17 protein-coding genes are annotated in these 20,110 nt (G+C 46.6%); 2 read left to right on the top strand and 15 right to left on the bottom strand.

All coding sequences use genetic code 11. The features are described from left to right. Positions 1–8: 8 nt before the first annotated feature. Positions 9–923 carry a pseudouridine synthase gene (locus VC178_RS03995; protein WP_323481670.1) on the bottom strand — a complete coding sequence of 305 codons (915 nt, stop codon included), beginning with the start codon at positions 921–923 and terminating at the stop codon, positions 9–11. A 114-nt stretch (positions 924–1,037) separates the two neighbouring features. On the opposite strand from VC178_RS03995, the gene VC178_RS03990 reads away from it, so the two are divergent. Next, positions 1,038–2,657 (top strand): FMN-binding glutamate synthase family protein, encoded by a 1,620-nt coding sequence (locus VC178_RS03990; protein ID WP_323481669.1) that lies wholly within the window; start codon positions 1,038–1,040, stop codon positions 2,655–2,657. 22 nt (positions 2,658–2,679) lie between these two features. On the opposite strand, the gene scpB (VC178_RS03985) is transcribed toward VC178_RS03990, so the two are convergent. The 10 genes from scpB (VC178_RS03985) to scpB (VC178_RS03940) form a co-directional block, all read right to left on the bottom strand. Then, on the bottom strand, positions 2,680–3,468 hold the full coding sequence (scpB, locus tag VC178_RS03985) for a methylmalonyl-CoA decarboxylase (RefSeq protein WP_215296713.1): 789 nt from the start codon (positions 3,466–3,468) through the stop codon (positions 2,680–2,682). A 26-nt stretch (positions 3,469–3,494) separates the two neighbouring features. Beyond that, entirely contained in the window at positions 3,495–3,710 is a 216-nt protein-coding gene (locus tag VC178_RS03980) for a hypothetical protein (RefSeq protein ID WP_216124155.1), read from the bottom strand. A gap of 255 nt (positions 3,711–3,965) precedes the next feature. Continuing rightward, positions 3,966–5,783, bottom strand: coding sequence for a translational GTPase TypA (typA, locus tag VC178_RS03975; protein ID WP_215296711.1), 1,818 nt, complete (start codon positions 5,781–5,783; stop codon positions 3,966–3,968). Between the two features lie 35 nt (positions 5,784–5,818). Next, positions 5,819–6,730 (bottom strand): tRNA pseudouridine(55) synthase TruB, encoded by a 912-nt coding sequence (gene truB, locus VC178_RS03970; protein ID WP_323481668.1) that lies wholly within the window; start codon positions 6,728–6,730, stop codon positions 5,819–5,821. 2 nt (positions 6,731–6,732) lie between these two features. After that, positions 6,733–7,101, bottom strand: coding sequence for a 30S ribosome-binding factor RbfA (rbfA, locus tag VC178_RS03965; protein ID WP_215296709.1), 369 nt, complete (start codon positions 7,099–7,101; stop codon positions 6,733–6,735). A gap of 10 nt (positions 7,102–7,111) precedes the next feature. Beyond that, positions 7,112–9,850: a translation initiation factor IF-2 gene (gene infB / locus VC178_RS03960; protein WP_215296708.1), complete on the bottom strand. Its 2,739-nt coding sequence runs from the start codon at positions 9,848–9,850 to the stop codon at positions 7,112–7,114. A 13-nt stretch (positions 9,851–9,863) separates the two neighbouring features. After that, the gene (nusA, locus tag VC178_RS03955) at positions 9,864–11,345 is read right to left on the bottom strand and encodes a transcription termination factor NusA (RefSeq protein WP_071465019.1); all 1,482 of its coding nucleotides are present in this window, start codon (positions 11,343–11,345) and stop codon (positions 9,864–9,866) included. Next, the gene (gene rimP / locus VC178_RS03950) at positions 11,342–11,833 is read right to left on the bottom strand and encodes a ribosome maturation factor RimP (RefSeq protein ID WP_215320133.1); all 492 of its coding nucleotides are present in this window, start codon (positions 11,831–11,833) and stop codon (positions 11,342–11,344) included. The genes nusA and rimP overlap by 4 nt, the downstream gene beginning before the upstream one ends. A gap of 173 nt (positions 11,834–12,006) precedes the next feature. Then, positions 12,007–13,773 (bottom strand): pseudouridine synthase, encoded by a 1,767-nt coding sequence (locus VC178_RS03945; protein WP_323481667.1) that lies wholly within the window; start codon positions 13,771–13,773, stop codon positions 12,007–12,009. A gap of 6 nt (positions 13,774–13,779) precedes the next feature. Continuing rightward, positions 13,780–14,463, bottom strand: a complete 684-nt coding sequence (gene scpB / locus VC178_RS03940) for an SMC-Scp complex subunit ScpB (RefSeq protein ID WP_215296705.1) — start codon at positions 14,461–14,463, stop codon at positions 13,780–13,782. A 191-nt stretch (positions 14,464–14,654) separates the two neighbouring features. Between scpB (VC178_RS03940) and VC178_RS03935 the strand changes: the two genes are divergently transcribed. Next, positions 14,655–15,557: a patatin-like phospholipase family protein gene (locus VC178_RS03935; RefSeq protein ID WP_215296704.1), complete on the top strand. Its 903-nt coding sequence runs from the start codon at positions 14,655–14,657 to the stop codon at positions 15,555–15,557. Between the two features lie 27 nt (positions 15,558–15,584). Here VC178_RS03935 and VC178_RS03930 read toward each other — a convergent pair whose 3' ends face one another. From VC178_RS03930 to VC178_RS03915, 4 genes are all read right to left on the bottom strand, one after another. After that, entirely contained in the window at positions 15,585–16,238 is a 654-nt protein-coding gene (locus VC178_RS03930; RefSeq protein ID WP_323481666.1) for a C40 family peptidase, read from the bottom strand. A gap of 148 nt (positions 16,239–16,386) precedes the next feature. Continuing rightward, the gene (locus VC178_RS03925; RefSeq protein ID WP_323481665.1) at positions 16,387–18,021 is read right to left on the bottom strand and encodes a dipeptide ABC transporter ATP-binding protein; all 1,635 of its coding nucleotides are present in this window, start codon (positions 18,019–18,021) and stop codon (positions 16,387–16,389) included. Continuing rightward, a complete protein-coding gene (locus tag VC178_RS03920; RefSeq protein WP_323481664.1) occupies positions 18,018–19,043 on the bottom strand; it encodes an ABC transporter permease in 1,026 nt (341 codons plus the stop codon). Before VC178_RS03920 ends, VC178_RS03925 begins: the two co-directional genes overlap by 4 nt. Further along, positions 19,040–20,104, bottom strand: a complete 1,065-nt coding sequence (locus VC178_RS03915; protein ID WP_215297336.1) for a microcin C ABC transporter permease YejB — start codon at positions 20,102–20,104, stop codon at positions 19,040–19,042. Before VC178_RS03915 ends, VC178_RS03920 begins: the two co-directional genes overlap by 4 nt. Positions 20,105–20,110: the final 6 nt, after the last annotated feature.

The following is a 20,110-nucleotide window of genomic DNA, read 5'->3' as shown; positions in this document are numbered from 1 at the left end:
TACGGAGTCTATTTTTTAGAAGAAGAAAGCGGATTTAACTCTCGTTTACTGAAAAATGATTTCTCTTGCTTGCTAATGGGATCTACAAAATAAATTGCTTTCGCCAAGAGCTGCAAAGGTTTGGAAAAATCTAGGTCGTACTCTTGATAGGGCGTCAGGTGCGGATAAATTTGATCATTCCGAATGGGTATACCTAGAGCATTTAAATGACTACGCAATTGATGTTTCTTACCGCTACCAGGAGTTAAGCGATACCGAGCCCAGGGCTTATCGACTTCGATCAACTCTATATAAGTATCTGTGTTCGGCTCGCCCTGCTCTTCTTTCATCTGCAAAAAATGTTCGGACTCTACTAGTCTGCTTTGATAAGTCATAGGCAATCTGAGGGCTTGCTCATCATGGTAGGGAGCAATCGCTTCATATACCTTCTTAACTGCTCGATCTCTAAATAGATTTTGGTACTGCGCTCTTTCTGGTGGCCTGACTGAAAAAATCACCAAGCCTGCAGTATCACGATCAATGCGATGAATCGGGCTCAAGGTTTGAATACCAGTTCGCTTCTTAAGCCGATTCAATAAGGTTTGATGCAAATAAAGGCCACTGGGTGTCACTGGTAAAAAATGGGGCTTATCTGCAACTATGATATGTTCATCCTGATAAAGGATTTCTTCTGCAAAAGGAATTTCAGGTTCACGTGCCAATCGCCTGAAATACATTAAATGGGTATTCGCTTGATAAGGATCGTCACCATGCACTGGCTCGCCATCCATAGTCATGACTAAACCTTCAGCAAAACGGGTCTGCCATTCTCCAGAATCAATATGGGGAAAGGTGTGAATAAAGAAAGCCAATAAATCTTGGTATTTTTGATCAGCCGGCAAATAAACGCGTGATGAAGAGACTCCTTCAGCATTAACTTTCATAAATTGGATAGGCTGTCAGTAGCAATATTGATGAAATTGTAGAGAGACTGTCACCTATTGATTCTATTGCATGCTTATACTTAGCCATCAAACAAACCTAAGTGAGTGCGCAAAATGAGCCCCATCCTACCGATACGCCTTAGCACTTTTGTAATTTGTATTGCTGGAACCCTGATCAGCATCTTTGGCCTTTTAGTAAATGCTGCGGCATGGTACCCATTGGCTATTTTTGGCTTTCTGACACTCGTCGGAATTCATGATCGCCTCCAAACGAGGCATGCTGTGTTACGCAACTACCCCATTTTGGGTCATATGCGTTTCTTATTAGAATTTATTCGACCAGAGATTCGGCAATATTTTATTGAGGGTGATAACGACAAAACACCCTTCTCCAGAAGCCAGCGCACCCTGGTTTACTCACGCTCTAAGGCAGTTTCAGATAAACGTCCATTTGGCACCACGCTTGATGTCATGGCACCCGGTTATCAATGGATTAATCAGTCGCTCGCTCCCACTCATCTTTCTGACTATAACTTTAGGATCGAGATTGGCGGCAAAGATTGCTCCCAAAAATATTCAGCTAGCATCTTTAATATCTCAGCCATGAGCTTTGGCGCTTTGAGTGCTAACGCAGTCATGGCGCTTAATTTAGGTGCAAAAAAAGGAAATTTTGCGCACGATACTGGCGAGGGCTCAATTTCTCGTTATCACCGCATGCATGGCGGCGATCTCATTTGGGAGATTGGCTCGGGATATTTTGGTTGCCGTACAGAGGATGGTCAATTTGATCCCAAAAAATATGCGGAGAATGCCCTAGACCCCCAAGTCAAAATGATTGAAATCAAACTCAGTCAAGGCGCAAAGCCAGGTCATGGCGGTATCTTGCCAGGGCCCAAGGTCACCCCAGAAATTGCCGAGGCACGCGGTGTCAAGGTGGGTGAAGCTTGCGTCTCGCCATCTTCGCACAGCGCCTTCTCTACCCCATTAGAAATGATGGCGTTTATTCAGCGCTTACGTGAACTTTCTGGCGGCAAACCAGTAGGCTTTAAATTATGCATTGGCCATCCTTGGGAATGGTTTGCGATTGTGAAGGCGATGCTGAAATCAAAAATTTATCCAGACTTCATTGTGGTAGACGGTACTGAGGGTGGCACTGGAGCATCTCCTGTTGAGTTTAGTAATCACGTTGGCACTCCATTGCAAGAAGGTTTGCGCCTAGTACACAATACTTTGGTTGGAGCCAATTTACGTGACCAAATTAAAATTGGCTGCTCTGGAAAAATCATCAGCGCTTTTGACATGGCGGTTGTCTTTGCCTTGGGGGCTGATTGGTGTAACAGCGCTCGCGGCTTTATGTTCTCAGTCGGCTGTATACAAGCTCAAGTTTGTGATACCGGCTTCTGTCCCACTGGCGTCACCACACAAGACCCAAGCCGACAAAAAGCATTAGTAGTCACTGATAAATCAGAACGTGTGTATCACTTTCATAAAGAAACACTCAAGGCTCTCAAGGAAATTGTGGAAGCAGCAGGCCTTCATCATCCAGTTGAAATTAACACACGTCATATCGTACGACGGGTGAGTGCAAATGAGGTGCGGCTGCTTGAAGATCTCTTACCAGACGTTGCTGCAGGCAGCTTGTTATCCAATGAGGAAGGTAGTACTTTGCCAAAAGTATTTCAGCTTTACTGGGATATTGCCCAAGCAGATAGCTTTGCCGCTAAGCAGCATTAAACAGTCTAGTGCACTACAACTTTTACTTGGCCTGACCAAAGATTGGATCACGCCTTTCTAAAAATGCAGTAATACCTTCTCGGTAGTCGCTACCCATGTAGACATTTCTCCGAAGGGATTGAAGATGCTCGAATACGGCAGGATTCAACACAGCTGCATCAGAGAGCATTTGTGCCTGGGCTTTAAGAACGGAGTTAGCTTGTGGTGAACGTGAGGCAATCGTTCTAGCCATTTGATAAGTCTTTGCCTCTAACTCACCAGAGACATAAAGATGGTTCAGAATACCGATTTGTAAGGCACGATCAGCACCAATCGGATCCGCAGTTAGGAACATTTCTTTTACGACATTCAGCGGCATACGAGACATGAAATGCAAGATACCGCTGGCAGTATACGGAAGACCTAACTTTGCAGGAGTAATCGCAAAAGTAGAGTCATGATCCCCAATCGCAATATCGCAACTCATAATTAGGTCCGTAGATGCACCCCAAACAGAGCCATCAACCATTGCAATGACTGGCGCTCTAAATGCGCGGATGGACTTGAGTAAGACCATGACAGGATCATCAGCTGGCAAGGGATCACGTTCAGATCTCGGCAGCTCCATCACATCGTGCCCTGCAGACCATACCTTATTCTTCTGGTCAGATCTCAGTACCAACACACGCACATCTTCTTTACCAAATACATCAAGGGCATGGTGCATTTCTTCAATCAAGCATTCACTTAAAGCATTACGCTTGCTGTAATGATTGAAACGAATGGTAGCGATTAAATCCGCCTGCTCGGTCTTGATGTACTGATAATTCATTTAAATTCTCTTCTTTCTTTGGTTACTTATGCCGCAATCAAGATATCCCCAAGCTCCATCTTCTCCCACCAGATAAATGGCAGTAGATAAACTGGCTCACCTGCATCTTGAAGAATTTCGAGGGCGCCATCATTGGTTTTATTGGCCTCATACTTGCCGGGATGTAGTGGAAAGCAACCTTGATCCGTACCATCGTTGCGACGCTTTCTGGCGACAATATTGCGAGTGATGTAAACGACCATATTTACTCCTTGATTGATTCAGGATATTTAGCCCATGTGAAACTACTTTCAGATAGTCTGTAACTCCAAATTATTCCTTTTGATTAAGGTGAAATATTAAGAATGCCCTCTTTTTGACGACTTTAACCCAATTTTGGGCATAGATACTACTGGCGCACTAATCTTGTGCGGGGTAATAATCTACCTTTGAAAAAAGTTCTAAGTTAATGAAAAAAGCCACCCGCAGGTGGCTTTTGTTACTTCATTTGAGCGAGCTTATTCGCGTGATGCTTTTTTACGCTCATGCTCCTTGAGGTAGCGCTTACGAATCCGAATACTCTTTGGCGTGACTTCAACCAATTCATCATCATCGATAAACTCTACTGCGTACTCTAAGTTCATAGCAATTGGAGTAACTAAGCGCACTGCTTCGTCGGTACCAGAGGCGCGAACGTTAGTTAATTGCTTGCCTTTAATGGGATTCACAACCAAATCATTATCACGGCTATGAATACCAATCACCATACCTTCATATAAAGGATCGCCAGGGCTCACAAACATACGGCCGCGGTCTTGCAACTTCCACAAAGCATAAGCAACGGCTTCGCCGTCATCTTGACTAATCAATACGCCGTTATGGCGCTCACCCAAGATACCTTCTTTTGCCGGAGCATAAGAGTCAAAAGTGTGGCTCATCAAACCGTTACCACGGGTCATGGTCATGAAGTCGCCTTGGAAGCCAATCAAGCCCCGTGCAGGAATACGGTACTCAAGACGAGTACGACCTTTGCCATCACTCACCATATCGAGTAATTCACCTTTACGCTTACCTAAGTCTTCCATGACAGCACCTTGTGTGGTGTCTTCAAGGTCGACTGTTAAGTTTTCGTATGGTTCCATCTTGACGCCGTCTTCTTCATGGAACACCACGCGAGGACGGGAAACCGCCAACTCGTAACCTTCACGGCGCATCGTCTCTACCAAGATGGTGAGGTGCAATTCACCGCGACCAGACACTTCAAATACGGTGTCATCATCAGTATCTTTAACACGCAATGCCATGTTGGATTTTAATTCGCGGTCTAAACGCTCACGAATCTGACGGCTTGTTACAAACTTGCCTTCACGACCAGCTAATGGGCTAGTGTTGACCATGAAGTTCATAGTCAGGGTAGGCTCGTCAATCTTGAGCATTGGTAACGCTTCTGGCACGTCTGGTGCGCAAATGGTTGTACCAATAGCCAAGTCTTCGATACCATTAACCAATACGATGTCGCCCGCTTGCGCTTCATCTACTAATTCACGCTCTAAGCCACGGAACTTCAATACTTGATTGATACGCCCCTTACGCTGAGTGCCATCAGGGCCATCCATAAAGACTACGTCCATCAATGGCTTCACTGTTCCACGGTTTACACGACCCACACCGATCTTACCGACGTAAGTACTGTATTCAATAGAGGTGATTTGTAATTGCAAAGGACCTTCAGGATTGTCATCGCGCACTGGAACATGTTTGAGTACGGTATCGAATAATGGGCGCATATCCCCTTCGCGGACATCATCAGTCAAACCAGCATAACCATTCAAACCAGAAGCAAATACGACTGGGAAGTCCAGCTGCTCTTCAGTTGCGCCTAATTTGTCAAACAACTCAAAGGTTGCGTTGATAACATAATCACAACGTGCGCCTGGGCGATCTACCTTGTTGATCACCACGATAGGCTTTAATCCCAAAGCCAAGGCTTTCTTGGTGACGAAACGGGTTTGTGGCATTGGACCTTCAACCGCATCCACCAGGAGTAATACGCCATCCACCATCGAGAGTACGCGCTCTACTTCACCACCGAAGTCTGCGTGTCCAGGGGTATCGACGATGTTGATATGTGTGCCGTCATATTCAACTGCACAGTTCTTGGACAAAATAGTAATGCCACGTTCTTTTTCAAGATCATTTGAATCCATGACGCGTTCGGTCATTTTTTCATTAGAGCGGAATGTGCCAGATTGACGCAAGAGTTGGTCAACCAAAGTAGTTTTACCGTGGTCAACGTGGGCGATGATGGCAATGTTACGAAGTGCGCGTTTAGTCATGTGAAGCTTCTAAGGTTAAAGATCAGTAAAAAAGGTTAAGTTGCCTGCGAAATCAAACGCTTAGGATGCAATACTCCAGAGCGCCAATCAGCAGTGCCAATAAAGTTATGGGGTGCAGCTGTAGTGCGATAAATACGAACTAAAGCTTCAATGGAAGCCAGGTTTAATGGAACCCGTTGGCCCATTTCTAAACGTTTAGCTTGTTGCTCATCTACCGTCAGATGGGGCAAAGTCTGCAAGAGCGCATCCACCGGGAGGATATAGCTAGAGCTATCGTGCAAAGCCTGTTGAATCGATTCAATCGTAAAGGATTGCTCAAGACTTAAGTGACCTACTTCCGTTCTGCGTAGCCCTACTAAATGAGCGCCACAACCTAAAGTGTTACCAAGATCTTCAGCGAGCACACGAATATAGGTGCCCTTGCTGCAAGAAACTTCTAAAATAGCTTCTGGCCATTGAATATTCGTCCAGCGAATCTTGTGAATCGTAATCTCACGCGGAGTGCGCTCAAGCTCAACACCAGCACGAGCATATTCATATAAAGGCTTGCCATCACGTTTTAATGCAGAATACATCGGCGGTATTTGTGTGATGAGGCCAGTAAATTTTGCTAGCAATCCATCTAATGCGTTTTGAATCACCGCTTCATTTTCAAAAGTAGGTAATGGCAATTCTTCTATGACTAAGCCTTCAGCATCACCAGTGTCGGTGCGAGAACCAAACTTCACTTGAGCGATATACGTTTTATCTGCTTCCAGTAAGTCTTGAGAATATTTGGTGGCCTCACCCAAGCAAATTGGCAGCAATCCGGTGGCCATGGGATCTAAAGTACCAGTATGGCCCGCTTTCTCTGCGTTGAATGCGCGTTTGACGGCGGTCACCGCCCCCTGAGAGCTCATGCCTGCGGGTTTATCTAGCAATACAACGCCGTCGATACGCGTGGACATGTTTATTTATTCTCGTCTTGATGATCGCTCTCTAGAGCTTGGTCGATCAATCGAGACATTTCTATGCCATGCTCTACTGAGCTGTCATAGTGAAAGTGCAAAGTTGGCACAGTGTGAATATGCAAACGCTTAAACAATAAAGAATGTAAGTAACCCGCTTTTTCCTGTAAAGCCTTCAGAGCATGCTCTGGTTCTGCACCTAGCACTGTGAAGAAGACTTTGGCATGTGCCAAATCAGGCGAGAGTTCAATACTTTGCAAAGTAATTAAACCTAGACTTGGGCTGCGCAACTCGCGAGGAATTAACTCGGCCAGGTCTCGCTGAATCTGATCAGCAAGACGCTGGTTACGATGCGGACTCGTCTTATGCATAGTCAATCAATTAGAGTGAACGAGCGACTTCAGTCACTTCAAATACTTCTAGTTGATCGCCTTCTTTAATGTCGTTATAGCCTTTTAATGACAAGCCACACTCAACACCGGCACGAACTTCTTTTGCGTCATCTTTAAAGCGTTTGAGTGAATCTAATTCGCCTGACCAGATCACGACATTCTCACGCAAGAGGCGCACACTTGATGTACGTTTAACGATACCGTCAACAACTAAGCAACCTGCAATAGCGCCAACCTTAGATACCAAGAAGACCTGACGAATTTCAACTAAGCCAGTGATTTCTTCTTTCTTATCTGGAGTCAACATACCGCTCAAGGCGAGTTTTACTTCATCAACCGCATCATAAATAATGTTGTGATAACGAATATCGACACCATTATTCTCAGCCAGCTTACGCGCTGCTGCATCGGCGCGGGAGTTAAAGCCAATGATGACCGCTTTAGAGGCAACCGCTAAGTTCACATCAGTTTCAGTAATGCCGCCCACAGCAGCATGAACGATTTGTACCTTGACTTCTGGTGTAGAAAGCTTCATTAAGGACTGTGACAAAGCTTCTTGAGAGCCTTGTACGTCAGCTTTAATGATCAATGGCAACAACTTCGCTTCAATCGCGCCCTCTTCCATGTTTTCCATCATGGTTTCAAGTTTGAATGCTTGTTGTTTAGCCAACTTCACATCACGGAACTTACCTTGACGGAAGAGTGCAATTTCGCGCGCCTTACGTTCATCAGGAACCACTTGAACTGACTCGCCAGCAGCTGGAACTTCGGATAAACCTTGAATCTCCACTGGAATAGAGGGGCCAGCTTCATTACAGGGTTTGCCGTTTTCATCCAACATAGCACGTACACGACCAAAGGTAGAACCTGCTAGCAACATATCGCCACGCTTGAGTGTGCCCGATTGAACCAATACCGTTGCAACCGGACCTTTACCTTTATCCAAACGCGCTTCAATGACAAGGCCTTGTGCAGGAGCATCTTTAGGTGCCTTGAGTTCCAAGATTTCGGCTTGTAAGAGAACGTTTTCTAATAAAGCATCAATGCCTTCGCCCGTTTTGGCAGATACCGGAATAAATGGCACATCGCCACCGTATTCCTCAGGAACCACTTGTTCAGCCACTAACTCAGTCTTCACACGCTCTGAATTGGCTTCTGGTTTATCGATCTTATTGATGGCAACCACCAAAGGTACGCCAGCAGCAATCGCATGGTGAATCGCTTCCTTAGTTTGCGGCATGACACCGTCATCTGCAGCTACTACCAAGATCACAATATCAGTTGCCTTAGCACCACGTGCACGCATTGCGGTAAACGCTTCGTGACCCGGAGTATCTAGGAAAGTAATCATGCCGCGCGGAGTTTCTACGTGGTATGCGCCAATATGCTGAGTAATACCACCAGCTTCACCAGAGGCGACTTTTGCTAAGCGAATCTTGTCGAGCAAAGAAGTTTTACCGTGGTCAACGTGACCCATCACAGTCACCACTGGAGGGCGCGGCAACAATTCAGCATCATGACCGTCTGTACCGATATCTAAATCCGGATCATCTAATTTTGCAGCGTGGGCTTTATGACCCATCTCTTCAACAATGATCATCGCGGTATCTTGGTCCAGCACTTGATTGATGGTGACCATTTGGCCCATACCCATCAATAACTTAATGACTTCTGCACTCTTGACTGCCATAGCGTGAGCAAGCTCAGCCACGGTAATCGTTTCTGGAACATGCACATCACGCACTACAGGCTCAGTTGGCACTTGGAAGTTGGTATCGACGTTCGCTTCAGCGATTTGACGCTGCTTCTTACGACCGCCACCTGAACGCCAACCACCAACGCCACCAGAAGTGTCGCCACGAGTCTTCAGACCGCCTGGTTTCTTAGCGCCCTCTTCTTGCCAAGTAGATGAAGTCTCGGAAGACTTAATCGTTTTGCCACCAACTTTAGCGGGTGATTTTTTCTTATCTTCAGCACCTTCTGCTTTTGCAGGCTTGTGCAAAGTCCCTTTTTTCGCATCTTCAGCAGCAATCTCGCTTGGAGCCTTCAGGACACGAGCAGGCGCACTCATCATGTCACGAATGGCTAAGGCTTCTGCCTCAGCAGTTGCACGACGTGAACGAATATCCGCCAACTCTTTTTCTTTGCTGGCAGCTAATTCTTTTGCAGCTTTATCTGCCTTTGCTTTTTTCTCAACAGCTGCAGCGTCAGAAGCTTTGCTGTCATCCTCAGCAGGAGCAGCAGCTTCTTTTTGACGCGCTTCTTCAGCCGCCTTCATCTCTGCTTCTTGACGAGCTAATAGCTCGGCTTGACGTGTGGCTTCAGCGGCGCGTTTTTCCAATTCCTCTTCTGACAAAATTGGTTTAGTTGGCGAAGCTGCTTTAGCTGATTTTGCTGGAGCTTCCTCAGCTACAGGTGCTTTATCTCCTGCTTTTACTAGCACACGTTTTTTACGAACTTCAACCTGCACAGTACGAGTACGTCCAGCAGAGTCTGCTTGACGAATCTCAGAGTTCTCGCGCTTGATCAAAGTGATCTTCTTACGAGCCCCTGCTTCAGTATTGCCATGTGCTTTTTGCAAATACTCGAGCAAGGCAGTTTTGTCCTTATCGGTAATGCTGTCATCCTCAGAACCTTTATCGATCCCGGCTGCCTTCAATTGATCCAAGAGGTCAGCCGCAGTTCTTTTCAGTTCCTTAGCGAGTACTTTTACTGTTGTTGTTGCCATGTACTACTTCCTCTCATGAAGTAAACCAATGTTCGCGCGCTTTCATGATGAGCGTTTTCGCAGTTTCTTCGTCAATTTGTGTCGCCTCAACCAGCTCATCAACAGCCAGTTCAGCAAGGTCGTCACGGGTATGTACTTGATTGTCAGCAAGCTTGGCAATCAATTCTGTGGTCATTCCTTCTAAGGAACGTAGGTCTTGTGACACCTCGCCAATACGCTCCTCTTTTGCTAACTCCATCGTCAACAAGGAATCACGTGCGCGGGTACGCAACTCATTCACAGTATCTTCATCGAATGAATCAATTTCTAACATTTCAGACAATGGCACATAAGCCACTTCTTCCAATGTATTGAAACCTTCTTCAATCAAAATATCGGCCACTTCTTGGTCTACGTCCAATTTGTCCATAAACAATTGGCGCACGGAAGAAGCTTCTTTTTCAGTTTTCTCAGCAGACTCTTCAGGAGTCATGATGTTGATTTGCCAACCAGTCAAATCACTTGCCAAACGAACGTTTTGTCCGCTACGGCCAATGGCGATTGCCAAGTTCTCTTCATCGACCACCACGTCCATGGCGTGACGCTCTTCGTCCACTACGATTGAAGATACTTGTGCTGGTGCTAAAGCACCAATCACAAACTGCGCTGGGTCTTCAGACCACAACACGATATCCACTGCTTCGCCAGCCACTTCATTACGCACTGCAGTAACGCGTGTACCACGCACACCAACGCATGTACCGATTGGGTCAATACGCTTGTCATAAGTCACCACCGCAATCTTTGCGCGGATACCAGGATCACGGGCAGCGCCCTTAATCTCTAACAAGCCCTGCTCCATCTCTGGAACTTCGTTCTCAAACAACTTGATCAAGAAATCTGGGCAAGTACGGGACAGTTCGATCTGTGGGCCACGGGCTTCACGATCCACTTTGAGGATGTATGCACGTACGCGATCACCAGAACGCAAATTCTCTTTAGGAATCATTTGATCTCGACGCAGCAATGCCTCAACACGGCCAGATTCAATAATCAAACCATTCTTATCAGCACGCTTAACGGTACCGGTCATGACTTTTTCGCCACGCTCGAGGTAATCATTCAAAATCTGTTCACGCTCAGCATCACGAATGCGTTGCAAAATGACTTGCTTAGCAGCCTGTGCACCGATACGACCGAAAGCTAAAGATTCGATTTGCTCTTCAATATAGTCACCTACTTCCATATCAGGAATTTGCTCTTTGGCTTCAAATTGCAAAATCTCTTTATCTGGCTCTTGCAAACCGGCTTCATCAGGAACCACCAACCAACGGCGGAAGGTTTCGTATTCACCAGACTCACGGTCGATAGATACGCGAATATCCACATCTTCAGTTGCGTAACGCTTCTTAGTGGCTGATGCCAACGCCATTTCAAGCGCCTCAAACACAATGGCTTGATCAACGTTCTTTTCACGCGCTAGGGCGTCTGCCAACATGAGAACTTCTCGGCTCATGACTTTCTTCCTTTGAAATCAATAACAGGGACCAACCGAGTCTTATCGACCTCGGCTAAAGAAAACTCCAATTGAGAGGGCTGACCATCAGCACCCTCAAATACCAAACCAAATTTCGCATCCGGTGAATTCAATTCACCACTCAGCAAACCTTGCAATACACCACGAAAATTCTTACGACTACCAACAGCAACACGCAACTTCAAATCTACTTCCATTCCAGTGAAGCGCTCAAAATCAACTGCTGTCTTTACGGGACGATCCAGGCCTGGGGAAGAAATTTCCAAACGCTCATAAGGAATGTTTTCTACCGGCAAGGTGTAACTCAATTGATGACTTACCTTCTCGCAATCCAAAACAGTAATCAAACGCTCGTAATCCGGGTTTTCAATTGTGACGCGCAGTAATCCTCCAGCTTCACGCTCAATATCGACTAGCGTGTAGCCCAAGTTCTCCAACTCTGCAGAGATGATCTTCTGATCCCTCACAACTTCCCTTCAAACCAAAACGGCAAAAAAAAATGGGCTTCAAAGCCCATATTCTCGAAATTCAGAACAGGCCGACTTACGTTGATCGCAACATCAGTCGGTAACAACACTTGCAGCATGTTTGTGCTGCAAGACCAAAATTATAGCTGATTTTTAGAGAAAACTGTTAGAAATCAGAAGCTTTCGCCAGGATTTCGGGGCTTTCTAGGGCCCTTATTAAAAGGTTTACGCCCTTTTGGTGCGCCGCGCTTAGGCCCATTTCCAGGGCTTTGGGCGTTGGCGGTCACAAATGCAGATTGACCATGGTGTACTTTTTTGCCTTTATTACGGTTTTGACCCTGGCCACCTTGGCTGCCTTGACCACCGCCTTGACCAGGTCGACCGCCTTGGGTGCGGCCCCGGAAAGGACCGCGTCCTTCACCAGACCCACTGCCGCCAGGCTTGCCGCCCCTACCTTGATGAGTCAAACCGTTATGACCACTCGCTAGGGTTAAAGCATCGCGTGAGCCCCAATAAGAAACCGAGGTTTGCATTGGATCGGGTTGGAAATCTGCGCTAGCAGGATTACGACTTTGTCCACCAGCATTTGGATTGCGACTCTTATCTTGCGGCTGTGGCATTTTTAAGCCAGCAGACTTCATCAAGTTATAGATGCCACCGGCCTCAACTTCCTCCCATTTTCCCCGCCTTAAACGTGGAGGTAAAAGGAACATGCCATAACGTGTCCGAATCAAACGAGAAACCGTGTGACCTACTGCTTCAAACATGCGACGCACTTCACGATTACGACCTTCTGTTAAAGCAACGTGATACCAACGGTTTGCACCATCGCCACCACCCATTGCTAACCGTAAAAATCGTGCTTGACCATCATCGAGCTTGATACCACTCTTTAATTGTGCAGTGTTGTCTTGACTTAGCTCACCCAAAATACGCACTGCGTATTCACGCTCCACACCATAACGCGGATGCATTAAACGATTAGCTAATTCACCAGAGGTGGTGAACAATAACAAGCCTTCAGTATTAAAGTCCAGGCGACCAACTGCGATCCAGCGACCTTGACGAGGCTTTGGCAGGCGATCAAATACGGTTGGACGACCCTCTGGATCGGATTGGCTTACGATTTCGCCAGCAGGCTTGTGATACAAAATGACGCGTGGTGGCTTAGTCTGAATCTTACGATGCACTTGCTTGCCATTAATGCGCACCTGATCTGTAGGTCCAATGCGTTGGCCGATATGTGCAGGCAAACTATTAACTGATACGCGCCCTTGCACAATCAAATCTTCCATGTCACGGCGTGAGCCCATGCCAGCATCTGCTAACACTTTATGGAGCTTGACGGTATCTTCGTCATCAGCATCATCATCTAAACCATCGAGGTCAGACCATACTTCATCACGCAAACTGAGAGGCAATTCATCGATGTTTGTAAACTGCAAACTGCTCATCTCTTCTTCAGTAGGCGCATCTGGATCTTCATCCTCGCGAGCACCATGTGCGCGTTGTGCGCGATGCTCAGCACCTGTTTGATGAGAGATTTCATTCTCATTGAAACCATCTGAATTTTTAACCTCTAATGCTTCTGGCGCATCAAGAGCTGCATCAAACTCACCAGACACCACCGAAGCAAATAATGCTTCAACGTCTGCAGGATTTGGGGCTAACTTAGCCGCATGATTGCCACCACCTTCACGCGGACCTTGCGAGGCCTCACCTTCACGACGAGGCTTATCCTTATTGAAGGGGCGCTTCTTATTAAAAGGGTGCTTACCTGTTCCAGCGCGACGGGGATGACGTGGGCCACGATCATCTCGTGTCGGGCGCTCACCTCCCTCACCCTGAGGGCCTTCTGCATGAGAAGAACCTGTATCAGTATGTGATGGCGTTGCTGCAGGTACTACTGGAGTTGAATCGTTTTCGTTAGAACTTGTCATTAATAATTATTTTGTTTCGTCTGATGGATTTTCAGACTCGGGGGTAACTTCTTCAGCGATGATTTCGGAGCTTTCTTCAACTACCACTTCTTCAGACTCTTCAATCACAACGGTTTCTACTGTGGCAGTAGGATCAAATTCCATGACAACCTGACCTAATTGTTCAGCAGCAGCCATCGGCGCTGCATCTTCTAACATAGGCAGGCTTTGAAGATTGGTCAGACTCAAGTCGTCTAAAAATTGTTTAGTAGTGGCATACAAACCAGGGCGGCCAATCGTATCTTTATGGCCAATCACTTCCACCCAACCACGGTCTTCTAATTGCTTCATCACGTTGCTACTCACAGCAACACCACGAATTTCTTCAATCTCACCACGAGTGACTGGTTGACGATAGGCAATAATTGCCAAGGTCTCCATCACTGCACGGGAGTACTTCGGTGGCTTCTCAGGCGTTAAGCGATCAAGATACTCACGCATCGATAAACGACTCTGGAAGCGCCAGCCAGTTGCAATATGCACCAGCTCCATGCCTTTATTGTCCCAAGCGCGCTGCAACTCAAGCAATGTCTCATCAATATCAGCAGTGGTGATGTCCTCGACAAATAGACGAGACAGGTCAGCAACCGTGAGTGGCTCCTGCGCGCACAGGAGGGCTGTTTCAATAACGCGCTTGTTGTGATCGTCCATAAAAGTCGGGCTGTCAGGAATCATCCTGAGTAGGCTTTAAAAAATGTATTTCAGTAATGGGTTTTGGTGTTTTCTAGCGACTACGGACAATCCATCTCATAATTTCTAGTTAGGGAATATGCCCGCGCTGCAACGAAGTCCTTTTCGTTCACCGTAAACCTATTATAAGGTAGGCTCAATACAATAGCCATATGCACAATATTTCATCAAAACGCCTAGTTTCTCCTGAACGACGCCACTTATTGGGCCTTGGCATCAGTATGGGCGCCCTATTCAGTGCTGGAGCCCTCAGCTCGTGCGGCCTCATGGGAACAAGAAAGCCAGTAGTTGGCTTGGCTTTAGGTGCCGGTGCAGCAAGAGGATTTGCCCACATTGGGGTAATTAAGGCCCTAGAGGCTCAAGGCATCCGCCCTGATATTGTGGTCGGTAGCAGTGCCGGTAGCGTCATTGCTGCCCTGCTTGCCTCTGGCGCCACCGGTAATGATCTCAATCGCCTAGCCCTCAATCTCGATGAAGCCACGATTGCAGACTGGGGGCTGCCATTTGCGGGACGTTTTGGCGGACTTATTAAAGGTGATGCCCTGCAAAACATGGTAAATCGAGAAGTACAAAACAAGGCCATTGAACAGATGCGTATTCCATTAGGAATTGTCGCCACCGAATTGCAATCAGGCAAAGGTGTTTTATTTCGTACAGGCAATACTGGCCAAGCAGTGCGCGCATCGTGTAGCGTACCTGGAGTCTTCCAACCCACTCTGATTGGCGGCAAGGAATATCTGGATGGCGGTCTAGTAGCCCCCGTGCCCGTAAGTTATGCCCGACAAATGGGAGCTACTCTAGTGATTGCAGTGAACATCTCTTCAGAGCCAGTCCATCAAGATGCCAGTGGCACCTTTGGAGTGTTACAACAAACCATTTCGATTATGCAAAGAAGCATTAATCAATATGAACTCAAGAGTGCCGATATCGTGATTACTCCGCAACTGAAGCAAATGAGTAGTGGCGATTTCAAGTCCAGAAATGCAGCCATCTTGGCTGGCGAAGTCGCAAGCCAAGAACAAATGGCTTTGATCAAGGAAAAGCTGAAAGGCTAACTAGGTAAAGCCCCGAAAGGGAGGACTTTAGAGACTGCGTGACTTACGCTTGAGATTCTTGACTTCGTTTAACAACTCTTGACGCTCGGCATCATTGAGGTTGTCAGTGCCATCTAGACGACGGGCGCCATCAAAACGTTTATCCCAATACAGGCTACCTAGATCGTCGACACGAACACTGGTGCCTTTGGATGGTGAGTGAATAAATTTATTGTCACCAACATAAATACCCACATGAGAAAAAGTTAAACGCATCGTGTTGAAAAATACAAGGTCGCCTGGTTGCAGCTCATCGCGACCAATCGGTTTACCAACCCGACTCATTTGCGTTGACTTGCGTGGCAACAAGAAGCCCAACTTGTCTTTGAATACATAACCAACAAAACTACTACCGTCCAAACCAGACTGAGGTAATTCAGCATCCCAGCGATAACGCACACCAATCACTTCCATGGCGCGATTAATCATCTCTTCAGATTTTCCGGTCACGGTATCCGCTAATCGGTCAGACACTCGAGAGATATAAGCCCTACCAGCTTGAAACATACTTTCTTTTGGAACTACTGCTTCAGTTGGTGCGTCAGCTACCACCACGGTATCTGCGGCATTTGCAGATACAGAGATAGTCAAACCCAGGGCGAGACCCAAGATTTGTGTAAGCAGCGCTTTTTTTAGTGACATCGAACCAGTTTAACAAAGAACCCTTATTTAACCAAGCCTTGACTATAGTCTTAAGTCTTTGTTTACATGGATGATTTTTCAGAACTTGGTGCATGAATGCGGGTCAAATGCACCAAAATAGCCCATAGAATAGGGTTTTAGGCTCTAACTAAGTCAGTTCGGCAGCCGCAAATAATTCTCTGGTGTAGACCTGTTTGGGGTGCTTGATCAGGGTCTCAGTGTCGCCAAACTCAACCACCTTGCCCTCTTTGAGCACCATCACCTCATGAGACATGGCGCGGATGACTGCTAAGTCATGACTAATCATCAAATAAGCTAAGTTGTACTTCTTCTGCAATTCTGAAAGTAAGGCGAGCACTTGTTTCTGAATCGAAACATCTAATGCGGATGTAGGTTCATCCAAGACCAATATCTGCGGCCGCAAAATCAAAGCGCGGGCAATCGCAATACGCTGCCGTTGACCTCCAGAGAACTCATGCGGATAGCGAGTTAACGCTGAGCGATCCAAGCCCACTTCTTTGAGCATATCGACCACACGAGATTCACGCTCGGCTGGCGATAAGTTCGGATGGTGAACATCCAAACCCTCCGCAATAATTTGCATCACATTCATCCGCGGTGAGAGCGAACCAAAGGGATCTTGAAATATCACTTGCAGGCTAGAACGCATCGCACGTCGATCTACCGGCTTCAGTGTTTGCCAATCTTTACCAAGTACATCGACATCACCTGTTACTTGCGCTGCAGAATCTCCTAAGAGACCAAGCACGGCCATACCTAAAGTAGTCTTACCTGAACCCGACTCACCAATGACGCCAATGGTCTGGCCTTGCTTCAAATGAAAGCTGACTTTTTTCAAGACCTTATGGGGAGGTGCTTTTTTAAACCAAGAAGTCGACTCTGAACTTGGGTATGCGACAGATAACTCTTCTGTCTTTAATAGTACGGGCGCTAAGGGCATCACCGGTGCGAGCTCGCGAACAGGCTCGCTATTCACTAAAGCGCGCGTGTAAGGATCGGTCGGATGATTAAACACTTGTTTAGTTGGCCCAGACTCCATCAAGTTGCCTTGATTCAAGACGGCCACACGTCCAGCAAAGTGCTTTACGAGATTGAGGTCATGGGTAATCAATAAAATTCCCATGCCACCATCTTCTTTAGATTCTTCTTGTAACTCTTTCAGCAAATCTAAAATTTGCAAACGTAAACTGACATCTAAGGCAGTAGTTGGTTCGTCTGCAATCAACAGACGTGGCTTGCAAGCTAATGCCATCGCAATCATGGCACGCTGACGTTGACCGCCAGATAGTTGATGTGGGTAGGAATGAAAGCGGCGCTCGGGTTCCGGGATACCCGTCTTTTTAAGGAGATCAATCGCTGCATCTATGCTGTCAGACTTAGTAATGAGGGGCTGATCAATCTGCACTGCTTCAATAATTTGATTGCCGATGGTAAATAAAGGATTCAGTGCCGTCATCGGCTCCTGAAACACCATGGCAATTTCACGACCACGGATCTCACGAATATCTTCTATGGGCAAGGACAACAAATCGACTATCCCTTCATCTTTTTGATTCCACAGAATTTTTCCAGAGACTTTAGTGCCCTCAGGCTCTAGCCGCAAAGGGGCAAGCGCAGTTAAGGTTTTTCCTGAGCCAGACTCACCCACTAAGGCTACTCTCTCACCAATGCCAATTTCTAAGTTGAGATGATTAACGGCAAACTTCTCACGGCGCCCAGCGCCAAAAGAAATACAAAGGTCTTCATAGCGCAGCAAACTCATGAGCGGCCTCCACTCATCAGGCCAGCTTTGCGAGAGTCATACGCATCACGCAGCGCTTCACCCATAAAGGTCAGCAACAGTAATGTCGCCACCAAGACAATAAAAGTGGAGAGCGAAATCCACCATGCATCCAAATTACCCTTGCCCTGTGACAGTAACTCACCCAGGCTAGGCGTTCCTGGAGGAACACCCAGACCAAGAAAATCTAAACTTGTCAGCGACAAAATGGCGGCACTCATTCGGAATGGCAAAAAGGTGATCACCGGTGTCAAACTATTGGGCAGAATATGGCGCCACATAATTTGCAGATTCGTGAGACCCAATGCCCGCGCAGCCCGCACATACTCAAGGGCTCGATTACGAAAGAACTCTGCACGGACATAATCAGATAAACCCATCCAACCAAATGCCGCTAACAAAATGATAAGTAGCGAAACGCTGGGATTAAAGATTGAGGCGAAGATGATCAGCAGATATAACTCAGGCATTGCCGACCAAATCTCAATCAAGCGCTGGGAAATTAAGTCAAACTTACCACCGAAAAATCCCATTAGAGAACCAGTAATGATGCCGACGCTCACGCCCACAATCGTGAGTGCTAAACCAAACAGAATTGATAGTCGGAAGCCATAAATGAGACGCGAGAGTACATCGCGTCCACGATCATCGGTGCCTAACCAGTTTTGCCAAGACGGTGGCGCCGGATTAGGAACTTGAGAAAAATAATTCAGCGTCTCGTAGCTATAAGTAATCGGTGGATAGATCGCCCAATTGCCATCACTCGTAATATTGTGACGAATATCAGGATCCAAGAAATCCGTTGGCGTCGCAAAGTCTCCACCAAAGACAGTCTCAGCCTGATTCTTTGCTATTGGAAAATAAAAGTGGCCGTCATAACGCACTAATAGAGGCTTGTCATTCGCAATGAGCTCGGCACCCAGAGAAAGACCAAAGAGAATCAGAAAGATCCACAGGCTGGCATAACCTCTGCGGTTACTTCTAAAACGCTGCCAACGGCTCATGACCCGCCTCCAGCACCAAATTGAATGCGAGGATCAACATAGACGTAGCAAAGATCAGAGATCAACTTCGTAAATAAGCCAATCAAGGTAAAGAGATACAAAGTGCCAAAGACCACTGGATAATCACGGCGCATTACGGATTCATAAGAGAGCAAACCAAGACCATCTAGCGAGAACAAGGTTTCGATCAAGAGGGATCCCGTAAAAAAGGCACCAATGAAAGCTGCTGGAAAACCGGTGACTAAGGGCAACATCGCATTGCGAAACACATGCTTCCAAAGCACTTGCTTTTCCGTGAGGCCTTTGGCTCTTGCAGTCAATACATACTGTTTACGAATCTCTTCCAAGAAAGAGTTCTTGGTCAACATCGTCACCACTGCAAAGCTACCTAATACCGAAGCGGTAATTGGTAACACTAGGTGCCATAAATAATCCATCACCTTACCAATCAAGCTCAAATCACTCCAGTTATCGGAGGTCAGCCCTCGTAAGGGAAAGATTTGCAGAAAACTACCGCCACCAAAGATCACCAATAAAAGAACGCCTAAGACAAAACCTGGAATGGCATAGCCTACTAAGATCATGGTGCTAGTCACCGCATCAAAACGAGAACCATCACGCACTGCTTTGGCTATTCCCAATGGAATAGAAACTAAATAGGTAATAAAGAATGTCCACAAACCAATACTGATTGATACCGGCAACTTAGAAATTACTAAACGCCAAACACTCTCATGCTGGTAATAGCTGTCGCCTAAATCAAATCTAGCAAAGCGGCCCAACATCATGAAGTAACGCTCGAGTGGTGGCTTATCAAAACCATATAAGGCTTTGACTTCTTCTAAGCGTTGCGCATCAATACCTTGACGTCCGCGATAGGTCGCTCCAGCACCAGAAGATTCTGTACCCCCAACCGCTGCATCACCTTTACCCTTAAGTTCCAATACCATTTGCTCGACTGGACCACCCGGCACAAACTGAACCACTGCAAAGGTTAAGGTCAAGACACCCAACAAAGTTGGAATCATAAGTAACAAACGCTTAAAAATATAGGCGCGCATTTGTCC

Origin of the sequence: Polynucleobacter sp. AP-Sanab-80-C2 (genome assembly GCF_035012965.1) — a bacterium.
Lineage (GTDB): Bacteria > Pseudomonadota > Gammaproteobacteria > Burkholderiales > Burkholderiaceae > Polynucleobacter.
The sequence above is the reverse complement of the archived record's forward strand: the minus strand, read 5'-3'. Positions and strand labels throughout refer to the sequence as shown.

Excerpts from the sequence above, each read along its gene's own strand:
- VC178_RS03995 (WP_323481670.1), bottom strand. The coding sequence starts at position 923 with ATGAAAGTTAATGCTGAAGGAGTCTCTTCATCACGCGTTTATTTGCCG.
- VC178_RS03990 (WP_323481669.1), top strand. The coding sequence starts at position 1,038 with ATGAGCCCCATCCTACCGATACGCCTTAGCACTTTTGTAATTTGTATT.
- scpB (WP_215296713.1), bottom strand. The coding sequence starts at position 3,468 with ATGAATTATCAGTACATCAAGACCGAGCAGGCGGATTTAATCGCTACC.
- VC178_RS03980 (WP_216124155.1), bottom strand. The coding sequence starts at position 3,710 with ATGGTCGTTTACATCACTCGCAATATTGTCGCCAGAAAGCGTCGCAAC.
- typA (WP_215296711.1), bottom strand. The coding sequence starts at position 5,783 with ATGACTAAACGCGCACTTCGTAACATTGCCATCATCGCCCACGTTGAC.
- truB (WP_323481668.1), bottom strand. The coding sequence starts at position 6,730 with ATGTCCACGCGTATCGACGGCGTTGTATTGCTAGATAAACCCGCAGGC.
- rbfA (WP_215296709.1), bottom strand. The coding sequence starts at position 7,101 with ATGCATAAGACGAGTCCGCATCGTAACCAGCGTCTTGCTGATCAGATT.
- infB (WP_215296708.1), bottom strand. The coding sequence starts at position 9,850 with ATGGCAACAACAACAGTAAAAGTACTCGCTAAGGAACTGAAAAGAACT.
- nusA (WP_071465019.1), bottom strand. The coding sequence starts at position 11,345 with ATGAGCCGAGAAGTTCTCATGTTGGCAGACGCCCTAGCGCGTGAAAAG.
- VC178_RS03945 (WP_323481667.1), bottom strand. The coding sequence starts at position 13,773 with ATGACAAGTTCTAACGAAAACGATTCAACTCCAGTAGTACCTGCAGCA.
- scpB (WP_215296705.1), bottom strand. The coding sequence starts at position 14,463 with ATGGACGATCACAACAAGCGCGTTATTGAAACAGCCCTCCTGTGCGCG.
- VC178_RS03935 (WP_215296704.1), top strand. The coding sequence starts at position 14,655 with ATGCACAATATTTCATCAAAACGCCTAGTTTCTCCTGAACGACGCCAC.
- VC178_RS03930 (WP_323481666.1), bottom strand. The coding sequence starts at position 16,238 with ATGTCACTAAAAAAAGCGCTGCTTACACAAATCTTGGGTCTCGCCCTG.
- VC178_RS03925 (WP_323481665.1), bottom strand. The coding sequence starts at position 18,021 with ATGAGTTTGCTGCGCTATGAAGACCTTTGTATTTCTTTTGGCGCTGGG.
- VC178_RS03920 (WP_323481664.1), bottom strand. The coding sequence starts at position 19,043 with ATGAGCCGTTGGCAGCGTTTTAGAAGTAACCGCAGAGGTTATGCCAGC.
- VC178_RS03915 (WP_215297336.1), bottom strand. The coding sequence starts at position 20,104 with ATGCGCGCCTATATTTTTAAGCGTTTGTTACTTATGATTCCAACTTTG.